Origin of the sequence: Romboutsia sedimentorum, assembly GCF_030131845.1 — a bacterium.
Lineage (GTDB): Bacteria > Bacillota > Clostridia > Peptostreptococcales > Peptostreptococcaceae > Romboutsia_D > Romboutsia_D sedimentorum.
This window is the reverse complement of record NZ_JASKYM010000009.1, coordinates 89,892-112,510: the sequence shown is the minus strand read 5'-3', so window position 1 is coordinate 112,510 and position 22,619 is coordinate 89,892. Positions and strand designations below refer to the sequence as shown.

Below are 22,619 nucleotides of genomic sequence, written 5' to 3'. Positions count from 1 at the left end.
AGAGGATACACCTGTTCCCATTCCGAACACAGAAGTTAAGCTCTTTAGCGCTGATGGTACTTGGTGGGCAACTGCCTGGGAGAGTAAGACGTAGCCACGTAATCTTTTTTTGTGCAAATTATTATTTAACTAAACTCATATTTATTTAAAAAAATTATAATATATTGTCAAAATAAGAAGGAAATTTATAATAAATGTAGAATATATTATAATGAAATAATTATTTAGTTAAAAATATAGTTACTTTATATAATAAAAAATAAAAGTATTATAGGTTCTTAAAGTAAGATTAATAGGGAAAGAGGTTAAAAGCCTCTGCAGCCCCCGCTACTGTAAAGCTGACGAAATTTCAACTTAACCACTATGACTTAGTCATGGGAAGGTAAAATAGTAGGATGAAGCTAAGCCAGGAGACCTGCCTAATAATATTCAAGTGATTTCTTCGGGGAGGAGAATAATTCTTATGATACTTATATATAATTAGTATTGATAAAGAAAGTCTAATCCCAAGGTTAGGCTTTTTAGAGTTGTTAAAAAATAAAATTATCTTATGGATATTATTTATTTTTGATTCATAGAATATGGTTTGTATAGTAGGAGGAGAGAGTAAAATGCTTTTAATTGACAAATATGCATATACAAATAACTTAACAAATGTAAATCCTAAGATAAAAACTGGAGTAGGACTATTTTTTTTAATTGCATCGATGATAACAAAAAATATTCTATTTTTAATAGCTATAATGATGTTAATGAGCATATCTGTAGTTTGTATAGCTAAAATTGATATTAAGAGTTATATAAAATTACTGAGGATTCCTATGTATTTTTTAATTATGGGAATAATAGTAAATTTAATTAACATATCGTTTGATTCAAGTGCTTTAATTTATAGCTTAAATATTGCAAATATATATGTAGGTATATCGAAAGAATCGTTAATTACATCAACATATTTACTATTTAGATCTATTTCTTGTTTAATGTGTGTGTATTTTTTTATATTAACAACACCGTTTAATCAAATTATATATTTATTAAAAAATCTTCATATATCAGATACAGTAATAGAGTTAACAATGCTAGTTTATAGATTTATATTTATATTTTTAGAGGAAGTAGAAGATATTAGAAAATCACAACAATTAAGATTTGGATATATAAATTTAAAAACCTCATATAAATCAATTGGTCTTCTTGGAAACATGTTGTTTAAAAGAATGATGAAAAGATATGATGATATGTGTATATCTTTAGATATGAAACTATATGATGGTAAATTTCACATAGTAGGTGATGAGAATGTTTAAAATTAGTAATTTAAATTATCAATATGAAAAAAAATCTTTAGCTTTGTCTAATATTAATATGGATTTTTCAAAAGGAAATATAATCGGAATAATAGGATCTAATGGTTCTGGAAAATCAACATTATTTATGAATTTAATGGGGATATTACAACCTACATCTGGAGATATATTATTTAAGGATAAGGAAATTAAATATACTAAGAAGGGCTTGTATGCTCTTAGAAAAGATGTTGGAATAGTGTTTCAAGATCCAGAAAAACAAATTTTTTATTCAAGAGTATATGATGATATCGCATTTTCTTTAAGAAATATTGGAATAGAAGAAAAAATAATAAAAGAAAAAGTAAAAGAAGCCTTAACGGCAGTTAATGGAATAGAATTTATAAATAAACCTGTACATTTTCTAAGTTATGGACAGAAAAAAAGAGTAGCCATAGCATCAGTAATAGCTATGGAAAACGAAATTGTTCTACTAGATGAACCAACAGCAGGGTTAGATCCAATTAGTACAAAATTAATTATAGATATAATTAAAAATCTAAAAGATAAAGGTGTAAAAATAGTTATATCAAGTCATGATATGAATCTAATATATGAAATATGCGATTATATATATGTTTTAAATAAAGGTGAGATAACAGACTATGGATTAACAGAGGATGTATTTATTAATGAAGATAAAATTGATAAAGCAGGGCTAGAATTACCTTGGTTAGTAAAGCTTCATAAAAACATGAAGCTACCTTTATTTAGGAGTGAGGATGACTTATATCAATATTGGAATAGTAGTAATTTAAATAGTAATAATTAATAAAAATGATTAAGATATAAAATATATAGTTATAAACTATTATTTTATATCTTTTTTTAATTACTGATAAGTTATATACTATAGACTAGTGATGATATATTTAAAATTTATTTGTATATATATGTTAGATTTCTATTATATTGGAAAAAATTATAATATAGCTTTCTTAAATTTGAATAAATCTTTGATATAGATTAATATAGAGTATATCACTGTTAATAGGAGGAAAAATATGAATTTAGATACATTAAATCCGGCCCAGAGAGAAGCGGTAGAGAAAACGGAAGGTCCGGTTCTTATATTAGCTGGAGCAGGATCGGGAAAGACTAGAGTTTTAACAACAAGAATTGCACATTTGATAGAAGACAAAGGAGTACAAGCCTCTAATATATTAGCAATAACATTTACTAATAAAGCAGCAAATGAAATGAGAGAAAGAGTAGAAGAGACATTAGGTTCTGATACTAAGGATATGTGGATAAGTACTTTCCATTCTTGCTGTGTTCGTATACTTAGAAAAGATATAAATAGAATTGGATATAACAGAAGTTTTGTTATATATGATAGTTCAGACCAGGTTACTTTAGTAAAGGACTGTTTAAAAGAACTAAACTTAAGCGATAAAGTATTTGAACCAAAGGTTGTTATAAGCGTAATATCAGGCGCTAAGGATAAGCTATATAATCCTAAACAATTTAAGGCAATGAACTTATCAGACAATAGAATGAGTAAAATAGCTGACATATATGCACTGTATCAAGACCGTTTAAAAAGAAATAGTGCATTAGACTTTGATGATTTAATATATAAAACTGTAGAAGTTTTAAAAGAAGACAAAGAAGTACTAGATTTTTATAGAAGCAGATTTAAGTATATAATGGTTGATGAGTATCAAGATACAAGTAAAGCTCAATATGAACTTATAAAAATCTTAGCTAGAGAGCATCAAAATATATGCGTTGTTGGAGACGATGATCAAAGTATATATGGTTGGAGAGGTGCAGATATAAGAAACATACTTGAATTTGAAAAAGATTATGATGATGTACATGTAGTTAAATTAGAACAAAACTATAGATCGACTCAAGTTATATTAGATGCTGCAAATACTGTGATATCTAATAATATAGAAAGAAAAAGAAAAAGCCTTTGGAGTGAGAAAAAAGAAGGCGATTTAATAAAAATACAATTATGTGAAAATGAAATAGATGAATCTGATTTTGTTTCAGATATGATAGCAAAAATACGCAGAGAGCAAAATAGATCTTATAAGGATTTTGCAATACTTTATAGAGCAAATGCACAAGCTCGTCCAATTGAAGATGCTTTAAATAGAAGCCAGACTCCATATAATATATATGGTGGAACTAAGTTTTATGAAAGAAAAGAAATAAAAGACTTAGTAGCGTATTTAAGAATAATTCAAAATCCTCAAGATGATATATCTTTAAAGAGGGTAATAAATGTTCCAAGAAGAGGTATAGGTCTTAGAACTATAGAAAAGATAGAAGATAGAGCTAGTTTAAAGCAAGAAAGTATATATTCAGTACTTATAGATATAGAAACAAATTCAGATATATCAACTAAAGCAAGAAACAGTATAAGTGGGTTTGTTGATATAATAGGAACATTAAGAACAATAAAAGAAGTATATCCTGTTAGTAAGTTAATAGAAAAGGTATTAGAGACTACTGGATATTTAGATGAATTATCTAAAGATAAAAACGAAGAAGCTCAAGATAGGATAGACAACTTAAAAGAATTTATATCTATAGCTTTAGAGTTTGAACAAAATAGTGAAGAACAAGATTTACAAAGTTTCTTAACTGGAGTTGCACTTACATCTGAAACTAGTAGTGATGAAGAAAATGACAAAGTATCTCTTATGACAATTCATACATCAAAAGGATTAGAGTTCCCTGTTGTATTCTTAATAGGTATGGAAGAAGGTTTATTCCCTATATCTAGGGCAATAAGATCTATGAAGGATTCTGATATAGAAGAAGAAAGAAGACTTTGTTATGTTGGTATAACAAGAGCAAAAGACACATTGTATATGAATTTAACTAAAAAAAGAACTTTATATGGTAAAACTAATCCATCTATAGCATCTAGATTTATGGAAGAATTGCCTAAAGAGTGTATAGAGAAACTTAATAAAGTTGAAAAGGAGTTAAGTTATTCAAAGGCAAATTATAATGTATTAGATAAGTATAAACAAAAATACATGAAAAATGTTAATAAGTCAGCAGTAGCTCATAATGTAAATGCAACAATTAAAGATTCTAAAAAGGAAACTAATATAGATGATATAAAACCAGGAACAAGAGTGCATCATCCTAAATTTGGAGTGGGTACTGTTGTAGGTATGATGGGTACAGAGGTTACAATAGCATTTGTACAGCAAGGTATAAAGAAAATAAATAAAGAATATACAACATTAGATATATTATAAAATTAACTTTTGATATTAAATATTGTGGCTAGAAGTTATCAACAAAATATAGCTTTTAGTCACAGTTATAATAAAAAAATTAAAAAATAGAGGGGGCTACACCATGGAACAAAATAAATTTGCAAAAAATCTTATAGATTTTATTTATGAAAGTCCAACATCTTTTCAAGCTGTAGAAACATCAAAAAATCTTTTATTACAAAATGGATTTAAAGAACTTCAATTAAACGAAAAGTGGAAGATAGATGTAAATGGGAAATACTATATAACTAAAAACTCATCAGCAATAGTTGCGTTTGAAGTTAACTCTAATAATATAGACAAAGAAGGATTTAGAATAATTGGATCTCATTCAGATTCGCCTACATTTAGAATAAAGCCAAATGCAGAGATGTCTGTAGAAGATACATATTTAAAATTAAACACAGAATGCTACGGAGGCCCTATACTAAATACATGGTTAGATAGACCGTTAGGAATAGCTGGAAGAGTAGTACTAAAAAGTGATAACATATTAAATCCTATAGAGAAAACTATAAATATAAATAAACCAGTTTGTATAATACCAAACATAGCAATACATATGAACAGAACTATAAATGAAGGATATGCACTAAACAAGCAAAAGGATATGCTACCTTTAGTTGGTCTTTTAAATGATAGTTTAGAAAAAGATAATTTTTTATTAAATCAAATATCAGAAAAATTAAATGTAGAAGTAGAAGACATAATAGATTTTGATTTATTCTTATATGAATTTGAAAAAGGAAGTTTAATAGGTCCTAATGAAGAATTTATATCAACTGGAAGATTAGATAATTTAGCTATGACTCATGCTAGTTTACATGCTCTTATAAATGCAAAAGGTAATAAAGGTGTAAATTTAGTATCTGTATTTGATAATGAAGAAGTAGGAAGCTCAACTAAGCAAGGAGCAGATTCAAATATGCTATTAAATATATTAGAAAAAATATGTTTATCTTTAGGAAAATCAAGAGAAGAATTCTTTAATGCAATGTATTCTTCATTTATAATATCAGCGGATTTAGCACATGCAGTTCATCCTAATATGGTTGATAAGCATGATCCAACAAGTAGACCAGTCATGGGAAAAGGTCCAGTTATAAAAATAAATGCAAATCAAGCTTATACAAGTGATGCTCATTCTATATCTATCTATAAATCTATTTGTAAAGAAGCTAATGTTAAATATCAAGAGTTTGTAAATAGATCAGATGAAAGAGGAGGAAGTACTATAGGACCGATATCTTCTACTCATATAGACATACCTTCTGTAGATGTAGGAAGCCCTATACTTGCAATGCATTCTATAAGAGAATTAGGAAGTGTAGAGGACCATTATAGTATTTATCAAACATTTAATAAGTTTTATGAAATATAGATAGGAGATGAGATTGTGAGAATAGGACTATGTCTTTCTGGCGGAGGTGCTAAAGGTTCATACCAAGCCGGAGTTATAAAAGGTCTTTATGACAGAGGAATAAATAAATTTGAAGCTATAACAGGAACATCTATAGGTGCTATAAATGGATATTACATATTCACAGGAAATGTTGACAACCTAGAGAGAATGTGGACAAATATAGAAACTAGTTCTGAAAATAATATTGAAATAGTGGATAATACTGTGGATAATTCGTCTGTAATTGATGAATTAAAGCAACTTATTAATAAAAATACACAGGAAATAGATTTCCATGTGAACTATATAGACATAAAAGATAAAAATGTTAGTGAAAAAGTAGTTAATGTACTTAATGTAGATAAAGAAGAAGGTTTAAATGCAGTTAAGTACAGTGCTTTGCTACCATGTAATCCAAATGCAACGCTACCTTTTAAGAAGCAATTTAATAAAGATATAAGTGAAGGTTTATATGATGGATATAGCCTTGATGGTGGGTTAGTTAATAACACTTTAATAGAACCATTGCTTAAAAAAGATGTGGATAAAATTATAATTATATCCACAGTTCATGATTATGTTTTACCAGAAGAAATAAAAAGTAAATATAACATAGATAATATAATAATTGCTAGACCTAAAACTATATTTGGTAAAAATGATACTTTAAGATTTGAGAAAGAGTTTTGTAATAATATATTTAAAGAAGGATATGAAATAGGAAAATCTTTAAATATATAACTTTAAATTATCTATATTTAATAAAAAACGAATATTTTGCTTTGAAAAATTACAATTATATCAAAATCGTTGAATAAACTGCTAAATGTTAGTATAATATAAAGGTTCTTTAAACTGAGAAAATAATATATGGAGTTGATATAAATTATGGCAACTAAGAGAATCGCAGTATTAGGTGGTCCTAGATGTGGAAAAACTACATTAATACAACATTTATATGTAGAAATGAAAATAGCAGGATTAAATGTAGGATATGCATTAGAATATTCAACAGAATATTTGAAAGATAAAGGAATGATAGAAACTATATCAGAGCAATATGGAATCTATTTAGGTCAGAAAAAAATAGAAGATGAATTAGAAGTATTTGATTATGCTCTTACAGATTACGCTACTTTTGTACCTTATATATATGGAAGATTTATGTTAGGGAATAAAGCTAGAAGTAAAAAAGAAATACAAATACTTAAAGATTTATACTGCTTAGCAATAGAAGATATACAAAATTATGATATGATAGTGTATGTACCAAGAGAATTTGGATATATACAAGATGGGGTAAGATGGCAAGATGAAGATATAGCTATTCAAATAGATGAATCTATATTAAATTTCTTAAAATCAGAAAATGTTAATTATGTGGAAGTTAAAGGTTCAACAAAAGAAAGATCTAAACAAATCCTAGATTTATTAGATGTTGAATATGAACAAGCAGCACAATTAGTTAATGAAGCAAAATAATTATATATTAATTTAAAATAAGGAAGGTATATCAAAATGGAAACTAAAAACCCAATAGTAACTATAGAAATGGAAAACGGAAAGAAAATGGTAGCAGAGTTATATCCTCATATAGCTCCTAACACAGTAAAGAACTTTGTAACATTAATAAACGAAGGATTCTACAATGGAATAGCATTCCACAGAGTTATAGAAGGATTCATGATACAAGGTGGATGCCCTAATGGAAATGGAATGGGTGGACCAGGACATTCTATAAAGGGAGAATTCAGTGGAAATGGATTCACTAACAACTTAAAGCATGAACCAGGTGTATTATCTATGGCTAGAACTATGGCTCCTAACTCAGCTGGATCTCAATTCTTCTTAATGCACAAGAATTCTCCACATTTAGATGGACAATACGCTGGATTTGGTAGAGTTATAGAAGGAATGGATGTAGTTAATGAAATAGCTACAACACCAACTGGTAGAGGTGATGTACCTAAGACTCCACAAGTTATGAAAAACGTAACAGTTGAAACTTTCGGAGTAGATTACTCAGACGTAGAAAAAATGTAATTTAATTTAAACACCCTATAGAGTAGACTATTTTGTAGTCACTTTATAGGGTGTTTTTTGTTAAATGAAAACATTATATACTAATATAATGTTTTATGTTAAAATTTAAATAAATGAATCGAGAATTGAAGAACAAAATAGCTAGGGAATATAAGTTTTGGCTTACTTACTCCTTTGTTTTTAGTAGTACTAAAAGCAAGGAGCATTTTTTATGTAAAGAAGAGGGGGATTTTATGTATAGAGTGGTTATATGTGAAGATGAGGATAATCAAAGGGAGATTTTAAAAGATTTTATATGTAAATCTTTTAAAGATATATCAGATCAAATAGAGATATTAGAATTTAGTTCAGGGGAAGAGTTGTTAGCACATCAAAACTTAGACGGAATTGATATTTTCTTTTTAGATATTCAAATGGATAAATTAACAGGTATGGATGTGGCTAAAAAAATAAGAGAAAGTAATGATACGTCTGAAATTATATTTATAACATCATTATTAGAGTATGTACAAGAAGGCTATAAAGTTAGAGCCTATAGATATTTACTAAAACCTGTAAAATATGAGGATTTAAAAGAAAATATTCTAAGTTGTGTATCTGATATTATAAAAAAAAGAGAAAATTTTATAATCATAGAGCACAAAGGCATTACAAATAAGATACCTGTTAGCACTATTACATATATAGATATTATAAAACGAGATATAACAATACATACAACTCAAGGGGCATATCATACAATAAGCAGTTTATCTAAAATAGAAAAGGAACTTGAAAAATATAATTTTTTTAGATGTCATAAAAGCTATCTAATTAATGTTGGCTATATACAGTTTATATCTAAAAATTCAGTGACAGTGAATTGTGAAGAAATACCTGTTACTAAATATAAAATGAACAATTTAAAAACTAAGTTAACAAACACGCTAGGGGCGATAATATGTTAGATACACATTTATTTAGGATGATTTTGATGACAGTATCAGCGATAATAGAATGTTGTGTATTAAAAATTGTATTAGATGAAATAAGTAAGCTTAGGAGTAGTAAGATATTCTCAAATATTTCATTATTAATTATTTTTGGTATAGTTATTATAATGAAATTTAGTAATGTTAATTTGGTTTTAAGCTTGATTATATGTATAGCAATTATGTATATATATTGTATATATAACTATGATATAAGCATATTAAAAGGTTTATTTGCAAGTTTAGGTTATTGGCTTACAGTAAAGGGTTTTGATATTTTAAGTTCTAAATTAATATATCTTATATCTAATAAATTGGTCCTATTTAGAGAAATGAATGAATTAAAGCTATTTTACGACAATATAATGATGTTGGAACTAGTTATTTTATCCAAGTTATTTTTAATATCAATAATACCTATAATTAAATCTCTAAATGTAGATTCAGAAAAGACCAAAAAAGACTACATATATAGCACCATAATTATATTAGTTAATATAGTATGTATAATAACTTTTTTTGGATTCATATTACATGCATATTCTCTTATAACTAACTTTACATTAGATGTTATTATTGTTAGTGTTTCAGCTATGATATTTTTATCAAATATATTATTGATAAGTCTAACAAATAGAATAATAAATGACAATAGATTAAGAGCTGAAAATAAAGCTATAAGACAAAATATAGACAATCAGTATAAGTATTATTTAAGCATAAAAGAATCACAGTTAAAAGTTAGAAAATTATATCATGATATGAAGAATCATATGATATGTATAGAGAATATTTATGGAAATAATAGTTATACAAAAGAGATAAATAGTAAGTTAGAAGAATGTAATTATATATATAATACTGGTAATATGATTTTAGATGTTATTTTAAATGATAAAAAAAATATTTGTGATAAAGAGAATATTAATTTATTTGTAGATATAAATTTTTCTAAGTGTGATTTTATAGATGTATCAGATGTGTGTAGTATATTTTCAAATATGATAGATAATGCAATACAAGCATGTAATAAAATCGATGATGAAAAAATAAATAAAAACATTAAAATTAGAGGTACTATTGTAAATAGAATTTTTGTAATACAATGTGAAAATACAAAAACTAATATAATAAAATTTAAAGGAAAATTTATTATAACAGATAAAAAGGATTCATTTTTACATGGGATTGGAATAAATAGTATAAAAAATTCAGTAAAAATATATAATGGAAATTTAGAAATAGATACATCTGTTAATAAATTTATAATGACTATATATATACCTTTGATCGAAAAAATGACCTGTTAGAACATTAAAATGACCTGTTGTGACAACTATATTGAAAAAAATTATATAAAATGTTATTTTTTAAGCACAGAATTCTTGAGAGGGATATAAATATCCAACTCAGTGCTTAGAAGATAACATTTTTTATTGTTATTAAATTTAAAATAAAGGGGAATTAGTATGCCAATATTAAAAACACAAAGTTTAACTAAGATATATGGAAAAGATGAAACAGAAGTAAAAGCACTAAATAACATAAACCTAGAAATAAACAAGGGGGAATTTGTTGTAATAGTAGGAAAAAGTGGAAGTGGCAAAAGTACATTACTGCATATAATGGCAGGGCTTGAAACTCCAACAAGTGGAGATATAATTATAGACAATATAAATATTTCATCTCTTGATGAAAAACAAAGATCACTTTTGCGTAAAGAGAAAATAGGCCTAATATTTCAATCATACAACTTAATACCTGTATTAACTGTTGAAGAAAATATAAAACTACCAACAATAAATACAAATAACAAAGATGATATATATGTTAATGAACTAATGGAACTACTTAGTATAACAGATAGAAAAACACATCTACCAAGTCAATTATCAGGTGGTCAGCAACAAAGGGTAGCAATAGGAAGAGCACTTGTAAACAAGCCAGCAATTATATTTGCAGATGAGCCTACGGGTAATCTAGATACAAAAACAGAAGGTGAAGTTTTAAATCTCTTAAAAGAATCTCAAAAAAAATATAATCAAACAATAATAATGATAACTCACAATATGGAGATTGCAAAATATGCAGATAAGATTATAAAAATCGAAGATGGATTTATAAGAGAGTAGGTGAAATTGTGAAACTTAATGATATAGTAAAAAGATATATTTTTGAAAATAAGAAAAACACATTGTTAATAATAACAAGTATTATAATTTCAACTGCTTTATTTTTAGTAATGAACATAATAAGTGAAGATGCTAGAAGTTTGATGGTTGACCAATCTAAAAAAGAGTTAGGCGCAAAACATGCATCATATGCTGACCCAACTAATAAAGAATTAGAATATATAGAAAACAACCCTAATATAGACAAAATTGGAAAATCAATGCTCCTAGGGCTTCATGATATAGGAAAGGGGCAAACGTTACAAATATTATGGGATGATAAAGCTGCTAAAGAAATAAATACTCCAGACATATTGAAAAATGGAAAATTTCCAATTAGTGAAAATGACATTGCAGTAGATACATGGTATATTGAGCAAAATAATATAAAGGATCCAATAGGTAAAATTATAAAGTTAAAGTATAGTAGACCAGATGAGAAGGGACATGAGTTATATAATGGAGAAAAAGAGTTTAAGATAGTAGGCGTTTTTAAAAATAATCCCATTTCAAAAGCTCAAGGAATGTCTATAGGGGTTATAAGCAAAGAATGTGCTATTAAAAATATACCTCTTGAGGATAAATACAATCAAGCTATACTGGTATTTAAAGAAGAAAAAAATATACCAAAACAAGTTGAAAAGCTTGTTAAAGATGGAAATTTAGATAAAGATAATTTCCACTTAAACAATCCATTAATACTAGCAATGTCTGATAGTTTGAGTTTGAAAATACCGTATATTATAGTTAATATGGTACTTGCTTTAGCTACCATATTATTGATTTACAATATCTTTTATATATTGGTATATAATAGAACTAAAGATTTTGGAACATTAAGGGCATTAGGCTTTGTACCGTCTGACGTTTCTAAAATAATGATTTTAGAGGTATTTATATATTCAATTATAAGTATTCCGATTGGATTAATAGTAGGTGGATTAATAGCTGATTTGTGTAGTGAATATGTTATAGGTGTAATATATGATATTAATTATGTAAATTCAATTAAAAGTAATAGTTATATAAGTACATATTTAACTTCTATGATATTAAGTATATTAACAATAATAATATCAGTAGCCAAGCCACTTATAATAACATCTAAAATTGATCCTATGATTTGTATGAGAAGAAATGAAGAAAAGATTAAAATAAACCAAAAATCATTTATAAATAAAATTATGACTAGATTTTTCAAGGATTATGGAAACATAGCATCAAAAAATATTCAAAGAAATAAAAAACGTACTAGCCTAGCTATAGCATCAATGACGCTAGTAATTTTTTTAATGGCAACGGTATATACAAAGTCTACTAGTAATTTCTTGAATGATGGTGGAATGAGGTTGTGGATTCCAGGAGATTATTCTATTCAAAACATTGATACATCATCTGTTGATGAAAATGAAAAAAGCTATGATTCAAAAATATTAAAAGAGATAGAAAGTATAGATGGCGTTAAAAAAGTAAATACATTGAGAGATAAACATTTTAATATAAAAACAGATGATAATAATATAAATAAAAAATCAGACTACTGGAAAAGTGAGAAGCATATTCTTGAACAAAATGCTGAAATAAGAAATGGCGTAAAATTGTACAAAAATAGCTTTGAAGTTTTAGGTATTGAAGATAATGAGATATTAGATGATGTATTGACACAAGGAAAAGAAAATTTAAGTAAATTAAATAAAGAACCATATATATATATAGATAATCAAACATGTGAATCAATTAATATAAAAATGGGAGATAAAGTTAATATAAACTTTGATACTGTAGATTCTAAAACAGGGAATTTTGCAAAATCAATTTCTAAAAAGTTTATTGTTGGAGGTATTCTAAAAAATTTACCTATATTTTCTCAAGGTGGAGGATCAAGCTTTGGTGCTGTTATGTCAGCAAATCAAATGAATAAATTTACTGGAGTTTCATCATATGAAAGATTTGATATATGGACTAGTAAACTTGCCAATGATAAAAAAGTTGAAAGTGAATTAAATAAAATAATAGATAAATCAGGGAAAGGTATCTTAATACCATATAAAAGTGAGGCGGCTGGACTTGAAAAAAGTGATAATCAAAAAACTATGGTTATGACATTAGTTGTTGGGGTTATAGTTATATTATCTCTATTCAATTGCTGCAACACTATAGTTACTAGTATAAATAGCAGAAGCAGAGAATTTGCACTATTTAGAGGTATAGGAATATCAAAAGATGAAATAAAAAAAATTGTTAAGTTAGAAGGTTTAATATATATAGCTGTTAGCTTTGTGATAGCTGTAGTTCCGACCTTAATAACAAGAGCTATAATAATAAAAGACTTTGAAAATATTAATTTGATAAGTCTAAAATTTGTAGGGGCAATTGTTCTAATTATAGCATTCTTAATAGTTATAACTATGATAACAACAGTAAAGACCTTAAAACAAATACAAAATGAAGATTTTATAGAACAGATAAAAACGTTAGAATAAATCTAAATAAAAGTGTATGTAACTTAATAATCCACCGTTTTATGAAAGTATGGTGTTTTGAGAGGAGCTAAATAAAATAATTATTTAGCTCCTCTTTCATTGTAACAATAAATAACTATTTTTCATATAAATAATATATTAGATCTATTTATTATAAAAAAGAAGGTAGATGATATATGTGAAAAAAGTAATAGCTATAATACAAGCTAGAGTTGGTTCAACAAGGTTGCCTAACAAGGTACTAAAGAATATACAGGGCAAAACTATTTTAAATCATGTTATAGAAAGAGTGTCTAAATCTAAATATATAGATGAAATAATAGTAGCTACTACAGATTTAAAAAGAGATGATGAAATAATTAAAGAGTGCAAGAGGCTAAGGGTGAAAAATTTTAGAGGAAGTGAAGATGATGTTTTATCAAGATATTATTATAGTGCAAAAAAATATGGGGCAGATATAATAATTAGAATAACTTCAGATTGCCCTCTTATAGACCCTGTAGTAATAGATGAATTGGTAAAGTTTTATATAGAAAATGACTATGAAGTAGTGACTAACGCTATAGAAAGAACTTACCCAAGAGGATTAGATACTGAGGTATTTTCATTTAATTTATTAGAAGATGCATTTTACAATGCAAAAGAAAAATATCAACGAGAACATGTTACTCCATACATATATGAAAAAAGTAAATTTACATTTAATTATAAAAATATAGAAGATTATTCAAAATATAGAATTACAGTAGATACAAAAGAAGACTTTGAATTAATAGAAGCTATATACAAAGAATTATATAAAGGAGAGCATAATTTTTATATGAGTGAAATAATAAAGTTATTAGAAAATAATAATACTTTAGTCAATATAAATAGCAATATTAAACAAAAATCTATTAAGTGAAAATAAAAAATTAAGAGTAGGTGAAAAATGATTATTGGAATAAGAGCGGATGGTAGCAAATCAAAAGGAATGGGTCATATAATGAGATGCATTGCCATTGCAACGGAATTTGAAAATAGAGATATTGATATTATATTTATAACGAAAGAAGATAAAAGTGTAAAAGATATTTTGATAAATAACAAGATAAAGAATGTAACTATAAACTCAAATGATTTAGATGATGAGATTGAAGAAGTAGTAAGTATAATAAAAAAATATAATATAAATTATATAATGACAGATTCGTATTGGCTTAATTATAAATATTTATTAGAACTAAGAATGAATGTAGAGAAACTTATATGCATAGATGATAATAATATATGCACATACCCAAGCAATTTTATAATAAATGGAAATATATATGCACAGGATTTAAATTATGATGTGATTTATAAAGATACCAAGTTATTATTAGGAAGTAAATATACTATACTCAGAGAAGAATTTAGAAACAATAATGAGTATAAAATTATAAAAAAAAGTGTAGAAAATATATTAATAACAATGGGCGGTTCTGATATAAATAATTTCACTCCTATAGTTATAGAATCATTAATAGATTTAAATTTAAAATTAAATGTTATCATAGGACCCTCATTTAGCGATATAAGCGAGTTAGAAAATATATATTCAAATAATCCAAAAGTAAATTTCATAAATAATCCTAAAAATTTAAAAGAAATAATGATAAAGTGTGATATTGCTATATGTGCAGCAGGATCAACTTCATATGAATTAGCATCTCTAGGCATACCAACTATACTAATACAACAAGCTAAAAATCAAGCTAACATATGCTCTAAAATGAGCGAACTAGGGATAGCAATATCTTTAGGGGATTTTTCTGATATTACAAAAGAAATGATATCAAAAGAGGTAATCAGCTTAATTGAAAATTATGACTTAAGAATAAAAATGAATAGTATTTCGAAAAAGCATATATTTAAAGATGGTATTAAAAACATAGTGGATGAAATATTAAATAATTTTGAATTTAAATAATAACTAGATGGAGGAATATATGAATATTGATAATATAAAGCTAGATGAAGATAATAGATGTTTTATAATAGCAGAACTATCAGCTAATCATGGAAATAATATAAATATAGCCAAGCGTACTATAAAAGCTGCTAAAGAAAGTGGTGCAGATGCCATAAAGATACAGACCTATACGCCTGATACTATGACAATAGATTGTGATAATGAGTATTTCAAAATAAATCAAGGTACTATATGGGATGGAAGGTATTTATATGATTTATATAAAGAAGCTTATACACCTTGGGAATGGCATATGGAATTAAAAGAGTATGCAAATAATATTGGATTAGTATTTTTTTCAACACCATTTGATAAAAGTGCAGTAGATTTTTTAGAAACTATGAATGTTCCTGCATATAAGGTAGCTTCTTTTGAGATTACTGACATACCTTTAATAGAGTATATAGCATCAAAACAAAGACCTGTAATTATATCTACGGGGATAGCAACTATAGATGATATACAGGAAGCTATAGATGCGTGTAGAAGAATGAACAATAACAATATAGTTTTATTAAAGTGTACATCATCATACCCAGCTAAACTAGAAGATTCAAACTTAAAAACAATAGAAGATTTAAAAGAAAAATTTAATGTGATAGTTGGGTTATCAGATCATAGTATAGATATAGAAGTTTCTTTAGCTGCAATAGCTTTAGGTGCTAAGGTAATTGAAAAGCATTTTATTTTAGATAGAGATATAGGAGGACCTGATTCGTTATTTTCATTAGAACCTAATCAGTTTAGAGAGATGGTAGAGGGAGTTAGAAAAATAGAAAGAGCTATAGGTAAGGTAGATTATGAGTTAGATGAAAAGAAAATTAAAAATAGAGAGCTATCGAGGTCATTATTTATAGTAGAAGATATGGAACCAGGAGATACATTTACAAGTGACAATATAAGATCTATAAGACCTGGATTTGGATTACATCCAAAATACTACAATCAAGTAATAGGTAAAACAGTAAACGATAGGGTTAAAAGAGGAACACCTTTAAGTTTTGACTTAATAAATCAATAAATATAAAAGAGGGTGATAGATAAGCAATGATAAGTTTAAGAGATGCTAATAAAGGTGATTGTGATTTATTATTTAGTTGGGTAAATGATGAGACCGTTAGAAAAAATTCTTTAAACACAAGTATAGTTGACTTAGATAGTCATATAAAATGGTTTAATTCTAAGATAGAAAGTAGTAATTGTAAGATGTTTATAATAGTAAAAGATGATATAGAAGTAGGTCAAATAAGAATAGATATAGATGGCAATATAGGTACAATAAATTATAGTATAGATTGTAGATATAGAAAAATGGGGATAGGTGAATTTGCACTAAATGAAATAAAAAATAAACTTCCAAAATTAAAATTATCAGGTACTGTGAAAAAAGAAAATATTGCTTCAATAAGAGCTTTTCAAAAAGCTAATTATAAACAATATGATAGTGGTGATATTATTAAGTTTTTATGGAATTAAAAATAGAGGAACTATATGTTCCTCTATTTTAGTATAAATATAATTACATATTTTTAATAGCAGTAGTTAAATTAGGAACTAACTGTTTTTTTCTAGAAACAACACCTTCAGCAAATACACCTTGGGCTGCATCTACATTAAATGCATCAGCTACTAATTTATCATCAGCTTTGTATATTAAGTAAGAACCTTCTTTGATTATATCTGTTATAGCAAGGATTAACATATCATAGTCAGTAGAATTTATATAAGCTAAGAATTCGTCTTTTTTAGCAAATATAGAATCTATGTCTAGAGTAAATACTTGTCCTATACCAACTCTCTTTGAGCTCATATTAAATTCTTTAAAGTCCATATTAACTATTTCTTCTATACTGTATTCATCTAAAGATGTACCAGTTTTAAACATTTCCATAGCATAGCTTTCCATATCAACTTTAGCTATTTTACTTAATTCTTCACAAGCTATTTTATCCATGTTTGTAGTAGTTGGAGATTTAAATAATAATGTATCTGATAATATAGCAGATAATAAAAGACCAGCTATATGATAAGGTACTTCAATATTGTTTTCTTTGTACATTTGGTATATTACAGTACAACTACATCCAACAGGCATAACTCTAAATGATATAGGTAAGTCAGTAGCTATACCACCTATTTTATGATGATCAACTATTTCAACTATATTAGCTTGTTCTATACCATCTGCACTTTGAGCGTACTCATTGTGATCAACTAAAACAACATTTTTCTTAGTTGGGTTTAAAAGATGTATTCTAGAAACTAATCCTAAGAATTTATTATTGCTATCTACAACAGGATAAGCTCTAAAGTTTGTGCTTAGCATAGATTCTTTAATATCATCAGCATAATCATTTTCGTTGAAAGTAACTAAATTATCTGTAGCAACTAAATTGCTTATATAGTTGCATTGGTTTATTATATTAGAAGCTTTATAAGTATCTAATTTAACAGAAATTATAGACACTCCATTTTGCTTAGCAACAGTTAATAAGTCTTCACTTATCTTAGTGTCTCCAGTTAAAACTAAAAGCTTAACTTTAGTATCTATAGCATATTCTATTATGTCATATCTATCCCCAACTATTGCGATATCTCCTTCGTTAAGTATATCCATAACGCTATCCATACCGAATGATAAAGTTACTACTCTACCTTTTATATCATCGTTACAATTTACAAGTACTGAACCATCAAGGCTTTTGCATATATTAGATATAGATGTATGAATAGTATTGAAATGTTGGTGAAGAAGACTTTTAGCTATTTCTTGCATAGTAATTATTCCTACAAATGTATTATCTTCAGATACTATAGGTAATGTTTTTACTTGCATTCTTTCCATAAGGTTGTAAGCCTCTAATATAGAAGCATTAGCTGTTAAAGCTTCAACTTTATCGTATCCTAAATCTTTAACTTGAATTTTAACATCTTTTAATATTTGAGGTGCGTCAACTTTAAAGTAGTCAAGCGCATACTGAGCCTCTTTTCTTATATCTCCTAAAGCGTAAGGTATTGCATTTTCACCTAATTGATTTTTTAGGTGAGCAAGTGAAATTGAAGAGCATATTGAATCTGTATCTGGATTCTTATGCCCGAAAACTAATAACGTCATGTTTTAATACTCCTTTCATGAAAAAACTTATATTTAAATTAATAATAGTCTAAGAATATATTGATTAAGTGCAAGTAAAATATCACATTTAAAATTTAATATGTAATATTTTACTTACTATTATAAATATATTTGTTAATAACACAAAAATATTATATCAAAAGGGGGGGCAAATTTGTGGCAAAAAGCAAAAAAAATTAAGAAAATAGTTATATTGCTATTTATTTTGATAGTAGTTACAACAGGTTCATATTTTATATATAAGTTTAAAACTAATCAAAACATATATAAAGATAATACCAAGGTAATGGATACTATAAGTCAGGTCCTTAATTTAAGTACAGTAAAATACAGTTATAGTAATGTAGTTACAGTGAAAAAAGATAAAAGTATAAATGATATTAAAATACCATTTACAGAAAAATCGTTTATTATAAAGTACAATGGCGTAATAAATGGGGGAGTAAAGCCAGAAGATATAAATATATCTAAAAATACAGGAGATAAGATTTTTATAGAAATAGAGAGATGTGAAATATTAGACCATTATATAGATGACGATAATATATATGTGTATGATGTAAAGAGTTCAATATTTAATAAACTAGAGATTCAAGATGTGTTAGAAGACATAAGTAAATATAAAAAAGAATATGAAGAAAAAGCCCTAAAAGAAGGTTTGATGGATGAAATAAAAAATAGCACAAAATCAAGTATAAAAAATATGCTAAAAAATATGGGATATAAAGAAATAGTTATAACATTTAAATAAAGGTTGATAGCATAAATATAAAAATGTATTTAAATTAAAACAAAAAAAGGTTTTAAATTATGAAAAGTATAATTTTAAAATCTTTTTTTATGCCTTGGTATATTGTATACAATATTGACTAAAATTTAACTATGTATTTTGAAAATTAAAATACGCACATAAACAAAGTTTTAAATTATATTAAAAGACTTAAAAACAAGGTAATTAAGGACGGAATAAAATAAAAACGTTTTCATAAATTTGAATAGATAAAAAAATAACAAAAAATATTGACACATTTAGACAGTTGAGGTATTATCTAAATATAGAAAGTTTGTTAAATAACTAACGCAATTTAATATAAATTATAATTATTGGGAGGAACAACACATGAGTAAAGATGCAAAAAAAGCTAAAGAAGTAGAAATGAAACAAGAATTCAGTGTAGAAAACATGATCAATGATTTAGTAGCAAAAGCTAACGTAGCAAAAGAAGCTATGTTAAAGTTAGACCAAGAAGCAATTGATAAAATAGTAGGGGCTATGGCTAAAGCAGGTCTTGATAAACATATAGAGCTTGCTCAAATGGCAATAGATGAAACTCAAAGAGGAATATTTGAAGATAAAGTAACTAAAAATATATTCGCGACAGAATATGTTTATAATAGTATAAAATATACAAAAACAGTTGGAGTTATAGAAGAAAACGAAGAAGAAGCATATATGATGGTTGCAGAACCAATAGGTGTTGTAGCTGGAGTTACTCCTGTTACTAATCCAACTTCAACAGCAATGTTTAAATCATTAATATCAATAAAAGGAAGAAATCCAATAATATTCAGTTTCCATCCATCAGCTCAAAAATGTTCAGCAGAGGCTGCTAGAATATTAAGAGATGCAGCTATTCAAGCAGGTGCTCCAGAAAGTTGTATCCAATGGATAGAAGTACCATCATTAGAAGCTTCAAGTGCACTTATGAATAACAAAGGAGTTTCTTTAATATTAGCAACTGGAGGTCCTGGAATGGTTAAGACAGCTTACTCAGCAGGAAAACCAGCACTAGGAGTTGGAGCAGGTAACGTACCTTGTTTCATAGAAAAAACTGCAGATATTAAACAAGCTGTAAATGATTTAATATTATCTAAAACATTTGATAACGGAATGATATGTGCTTCAGAGCAAGCAGTTATAGTAGAAGAAGGTATATATGATGAAGTAGTTGGTTTAATGAAAGGATATAACTGTTACTTTGTAAATGCAAAGGAAAAAACATTATTAGAAAAAACAGTTATAAATCCAGAAACTAATTCATTAAATCCTAACATAGTTGGACAAAGTCCATACAAAATAGCACAAATGGCAGGATTTGAAGTTCCTAAAGATGCTAAAATGTTAGTCGCTGAAATAGGTGGAGTAGGACATGATCATCCACTATCTAAAGAAAAATTAAGTCCAGTACTTGCTTGTATAAAAGTTAAGGATGCTAAAGAAGGGGTACAAAGATGTGTAGATATGACTGAGTTTGGCGGATTAGGTCACTCAGCTGTTATACATTCAAATGATGATGCTGTAATATTAGAATTCAGTAATAGAGTAAGAACAGGAAGATTATTAGTAAATGCTCCATCAACTCATGGTGCAATAGGAGATATATATAACGTAAATACTCCATCATTAACTTTAGGATGCGGATCTATGGGTAACAACTCAACAACAGATAATGTATCAGCTGTAAACTTAATAAACGTTAAGAAAGTTACTAAGAGGAGAGTTAATATGCAATGGTTTAAAGTACCTGAAAGAATATATCATGAAGCTGGTTCAATACAATACTTAGAAAAGTTACCAAACGTTGAAAGAGTAATGATAGTAACTGACAGAATGATGGTTCAATTAGGATATGTTGAAAAATTAGAATATCACTTAAGAAAAAGAAGAAACCCAGTTATGATAGATGTGTTTGCTGATGTAGAACCAGATCCATCTGTAGATACAGTATTAAATGGTGCTGAAGCTATGAGAAAATTCAAGCCAGACACTATAATATCTTTAGGTGGAGGATCTGCAATGGATGCTGCTAAAGGTATGTGGTTATTCTATGAAAACCCAGAAGCAGACTTTGAAGATTTAAGACTTAAGTTTATGGATATAAGAAAAAGAATATTTAAGTTCCCTAAATTAGGAAAACAAGCTAAAATGGTAGCTGTACCAACTACTTCAGGAACTGGATCAGAAGTTACATCTTTCGCAGTTATAACTGATAAAGTAAACAATGTTAAATATCCTTTAGCTGATTATGAGTTAACTCCAGACGTAGCTATAATAGACCCAAGTTTTGTAATGTCTGTACCAGCAGCAGTTACTGCAGATACAGGATTAGATGTATTAACTCATGCTATAGAAGCTTATGTTTCTGTAATGGCAACTGATTATACAGATGCATTGGCTATGAAAGCTGTGCAAATGGTATTTGATTACTTACCAAAATCATATAAAGGGGCTAATACTGCAGAAGGTAAAGAAGCTAGAGAAAAAATGCACAATGCTTCATGTATGGCTGGTATGGCATTTGCCAATTCTTTCTTAGGAGTAAACCACTCGTTAGCTCATAAGTTAGGATCAGAGTTCCATATACCTCATGGTAGAGCAAATGCAATATTATTACCACATGTAATAGAGTACAATGCGGCTATGCCAAGTAAGTTTGCTGCATTCCCAAGATACAAATCATTTGTAGCTGACAAAAAATATGCAGAAATAGCTAAGGTGTTAGGGTTAAAAGCTAATACTACAGAAGAAGGCGTTAAGAGTTTAGCACAAGCTGTTAGAAGCTTAATGAAAGAAGTAAATGTACCAATGACTATAAAAGATTGCGGAATAGAAGAAAACACTTATTTTGCAGCAATAGAAAAATTAGCATTAGATGCATTTGATGATCAATGTACAGGAGCTAATCCAAGATTACCATTAGTATCTGAGTTAAAAGAAATATACACAACAATATATGGACAAAGAAAAGAAAAATAAGTTATATAAATATTCAGAAAATTGTGTTGACTATGAATTTAAAGCGTAATATAATTAAAATATAAA

At 27.1% G+C, this 22,619-nt stretch carries 18 protein-coding genes, 1 rRNA gene and 1 riboswitch; of the genes, 18 read left to right on the top strand and 1 reads right to left on the bottom strand.

Translation table 11 applies throughout. From position 1 onward, the window contains the following. The 16 genes from rrf to QOZ84_RS13965 all read left to right on the top strand — a co-directional run. Positions 1-100: ribosomal RNA gene (rrf, locus tag QOZ84_RS14040) — 5S ribosomal RNA — on the top strand; the annotation flags it as partial. A gap of 155 nt (positions 101-255) precedes the next feature. Next, positions 256-437: riboswitch (cobalamin riboswitch) on the top strand. 174 nt (positions 438-611) lie between these two features. Next, complete coding sequence (gene cbiQ, locus QOZ84_RS14035) at positions 612-1,310, top strand: cobalt ECF transporter T component CbiQ (protein WP_284133572.1); 699 nt, start codon at positions 612-614, stop codon at positions 1,308-1,310. Continuing rightward, the gene (locus QOZ84_RS14030) at positions 1,303-2,121 is read left to right on the top strand and encodes an energy-coupling factor ABC transporter ATP-binding protein (RefSeq protein ID WP_284133571.1); all 819 of its coding nucleotides are present in this window, start codon (positions 1,303-1,305) and stop codon (positions 2,119-2,121) included. The genes cbiQ and QOZ84_RS14030 overlap by 8 nt, the downstream gene beginning before the upstream one ends. Before the next feature lie 232 nt (positions 2,122-2,353). Beyond that, entirely contained in the window at positions 2,354-4,576 is a 2,223-nt protein-coding gene (locus QOZ84_RS14025; RefSeq protein ID WP_284133570.1) for a DUF3553 domain-containing protein, read from the top strand. A 103-nt stretch (positions 4,577-4,679) separates the two neighbouring features. Further along, the gene (locus QOZ84_RS14020) at positions 4,680-5,978 is read left to right on the top strand and encodes a M18 family aminopeptidase (RefSeq protein WP_284133569.1); all 1,299 of its coding nucleotides are present in this window, start codon (positions 4,680-4,682) and stop codon (positions 5,976-5,978) included. Between the two features lie 15 nt (positions 5,979-5,993). Further along, positions 5,994-6,740 (top strand): patatin-like phospholipase family protein, encoded by a 747-nt coding sequence (locus QOZ84_RS14015; RefSeq protein WP_284133568.1) that lies wholly within the window; start codon positions 5,994-5,996, stop codon positions 6,738-6,740. A 147-nt stretch (positions 6,741-6,887) separates the two neighbouring features. Then, positions 6,888-7,481, top strand: coding sequence for an ATP-binding protein (locus QOZ84_RS14010; RefSeq protein ID WP_284133567.1), 594 nt, complete (start codon positions 6,888-6,890; stop codon positions 7,479-7,481). 36 nt (positions 7,482-7,517) lie between these two features. Next, complete coding sequence (locus QOZ84_RS14005) at positions 7,518-8,042, top strand: peptidylprolyl isomerase (protein WP_284133566.1); 525 nt, start codon at positions 7,518-7,520, stop codon at positions 8,040-8,042. 233 nt (positions 8,043-8,275) lie between these two features. Next, on the top strand, positions 8,276-8,989 hold the full coding sequence (locus tag QOZ84_RS14000; protein WP_284133565.1) for a LytR/AlgR family response regulator transcription factor: 714 nt from the start codon (positions 8,276-8,278) through the stop codon (positions 8,987-8,989). Continuing rightward, positions 8,983-10,323 carry an ATP-binding protein gene (locus QOZ84_RS13995; RefSeq protein ID WP_284133564.1) on the top strand — a complete coding sequence of 447 codons (1,341 nt, stop codon included), beginning with the start codon at positions 8,983-8,985 and terminating at the stop codon, positions 10,321-10,323. The genes QOZ84_RS14000 and QOZ84_RS13995 overlap by 7 nt, the downstream gene beginning before the upstream one ends. A gap of 159 nt (positions 10,324-10,482) precedes the next feature. Next, positions 10,483-11,145 (top strand): ABC transporter ATP-binding protein, encoded by a 663-nt coding sequence (locus QOZ84_RS13990; RefSeq protein WP_284133563.1) that lies wholly within the window; start codon positions 10,483-10,485, stop codon positions 11,143-11,145. Between the two features lie 8 nt (positions 11,146-11,153). Continuing rightward, a complete protein-coding gene (locus QOZ84_RS13985; protein ID WP_284133562.1) occupies positions 11,154-13,667 on the top strand; it encodes an ABC transporter permease in 2,514 nt (837 codons plus the stop codon). A gap of 178 nt (positions 13,668-13,845) precedes the next feature. After that, positions 13,846-14,571 carry a glycosyltransferase family protein gene (locus QOZ84_RS13980; protein ID WP_284133561.1) on the top strand — a complete coding sequence of 242 codons (726 nt, stop codon included), beginning with the start codon at positions 13,846-13,848 and terminating at the stop codon, positions 14,569-14,571. A gap of 27 nt (positions 14,572-14,598) precedes the next feature. Beyond that, positions 14,599-15,618, top strand: coding sequence for a UDP-2,4-diacetamido-2,4,6-trideoxy-beta-L-altropyranose hydrolase (gene pseG, locus QOZ84_RS13975; protein ID WP_284133560.1), 1,020 nt, complete (start codon positions 14,599-14,601; stop codon positions 15,616-15,618). A 19-nt stretch (positions 15,619-15,637) separates the two neighbouring features. Beyond that, complete coding sequence (pseI, locus tag QOZ84_RS13970) at positions 15,638-16,681, top strand: pseudaminic acid synthase (RefSeq protein ID WP_331496596.1); 1,044 nt, start codon at positions 15,638-15,640, stop codon at positions 16,679-16,681. A 26-nt stretch (positions 16,682-16,707) separates the two neighbouring features. Further along, on the top strand, positions 16,708-17,136 hold the full coding sequence (locus tag QOZ84_RS13965; RefSeq protein WP_284133558.1) for a GNAT family N-acetyltransferase: 429 nt from the start codon (positions 16,708-16,710) through the stop codon (positions 17,134-17,136). A 43-nt stretch (positions 17,137-17,179) separates the two neighbouring features. Here QOZ84_RS13965 and QOZ84_RS13960 read toward each other — a convergent pair whose 3' ends face one another. Continuing rightward, positions 17,180-18,775 carry a putative manganese-dependent inorganic diphosphatase gene (locus tag QOZ84_RS13960; protein WP_284133557.1) on the bottom strand — a complete coding sequence of 532 codons (1,596 nt, stop codon included), beginning with the start codon at positions 18,773-18,775 and terminating at the stop codon, positions 17,180-17,182. 175 nt (positions 18,776-18,950) lie between these two features. Here QOZ84_RS13960 and QOZ84_RS13955 point away from each other — a divergent pair, with 175 nt between their 5' ends. Further along, complete coding sequence (locus QOZ84_RS13955; protein WP_284133556.1) at positions 18,951-19,547, top strand: DUF4230 domain-containing protein; 597 nt, start codon at positions 18,951-18,953, stop codon at positions 19,545-19,547. Between the two features lie 369 nt (positions 19,548-19,916). Further along, positions 19,917-22,553, top strand: coding sequence for a bifunctional acetaldehyde-CoA/alcohol dehydrogenase (adhE, locus tag QOZ84_RS13950; RefSeq protein WP_284133555.1), 2,637 nt, complete (start codon positions 19,917-19,919; stop codon positions 22,551-22,553). The last annotated feature ends 66 nt before the right edge of the window (positions 22,554-22,619 follow it).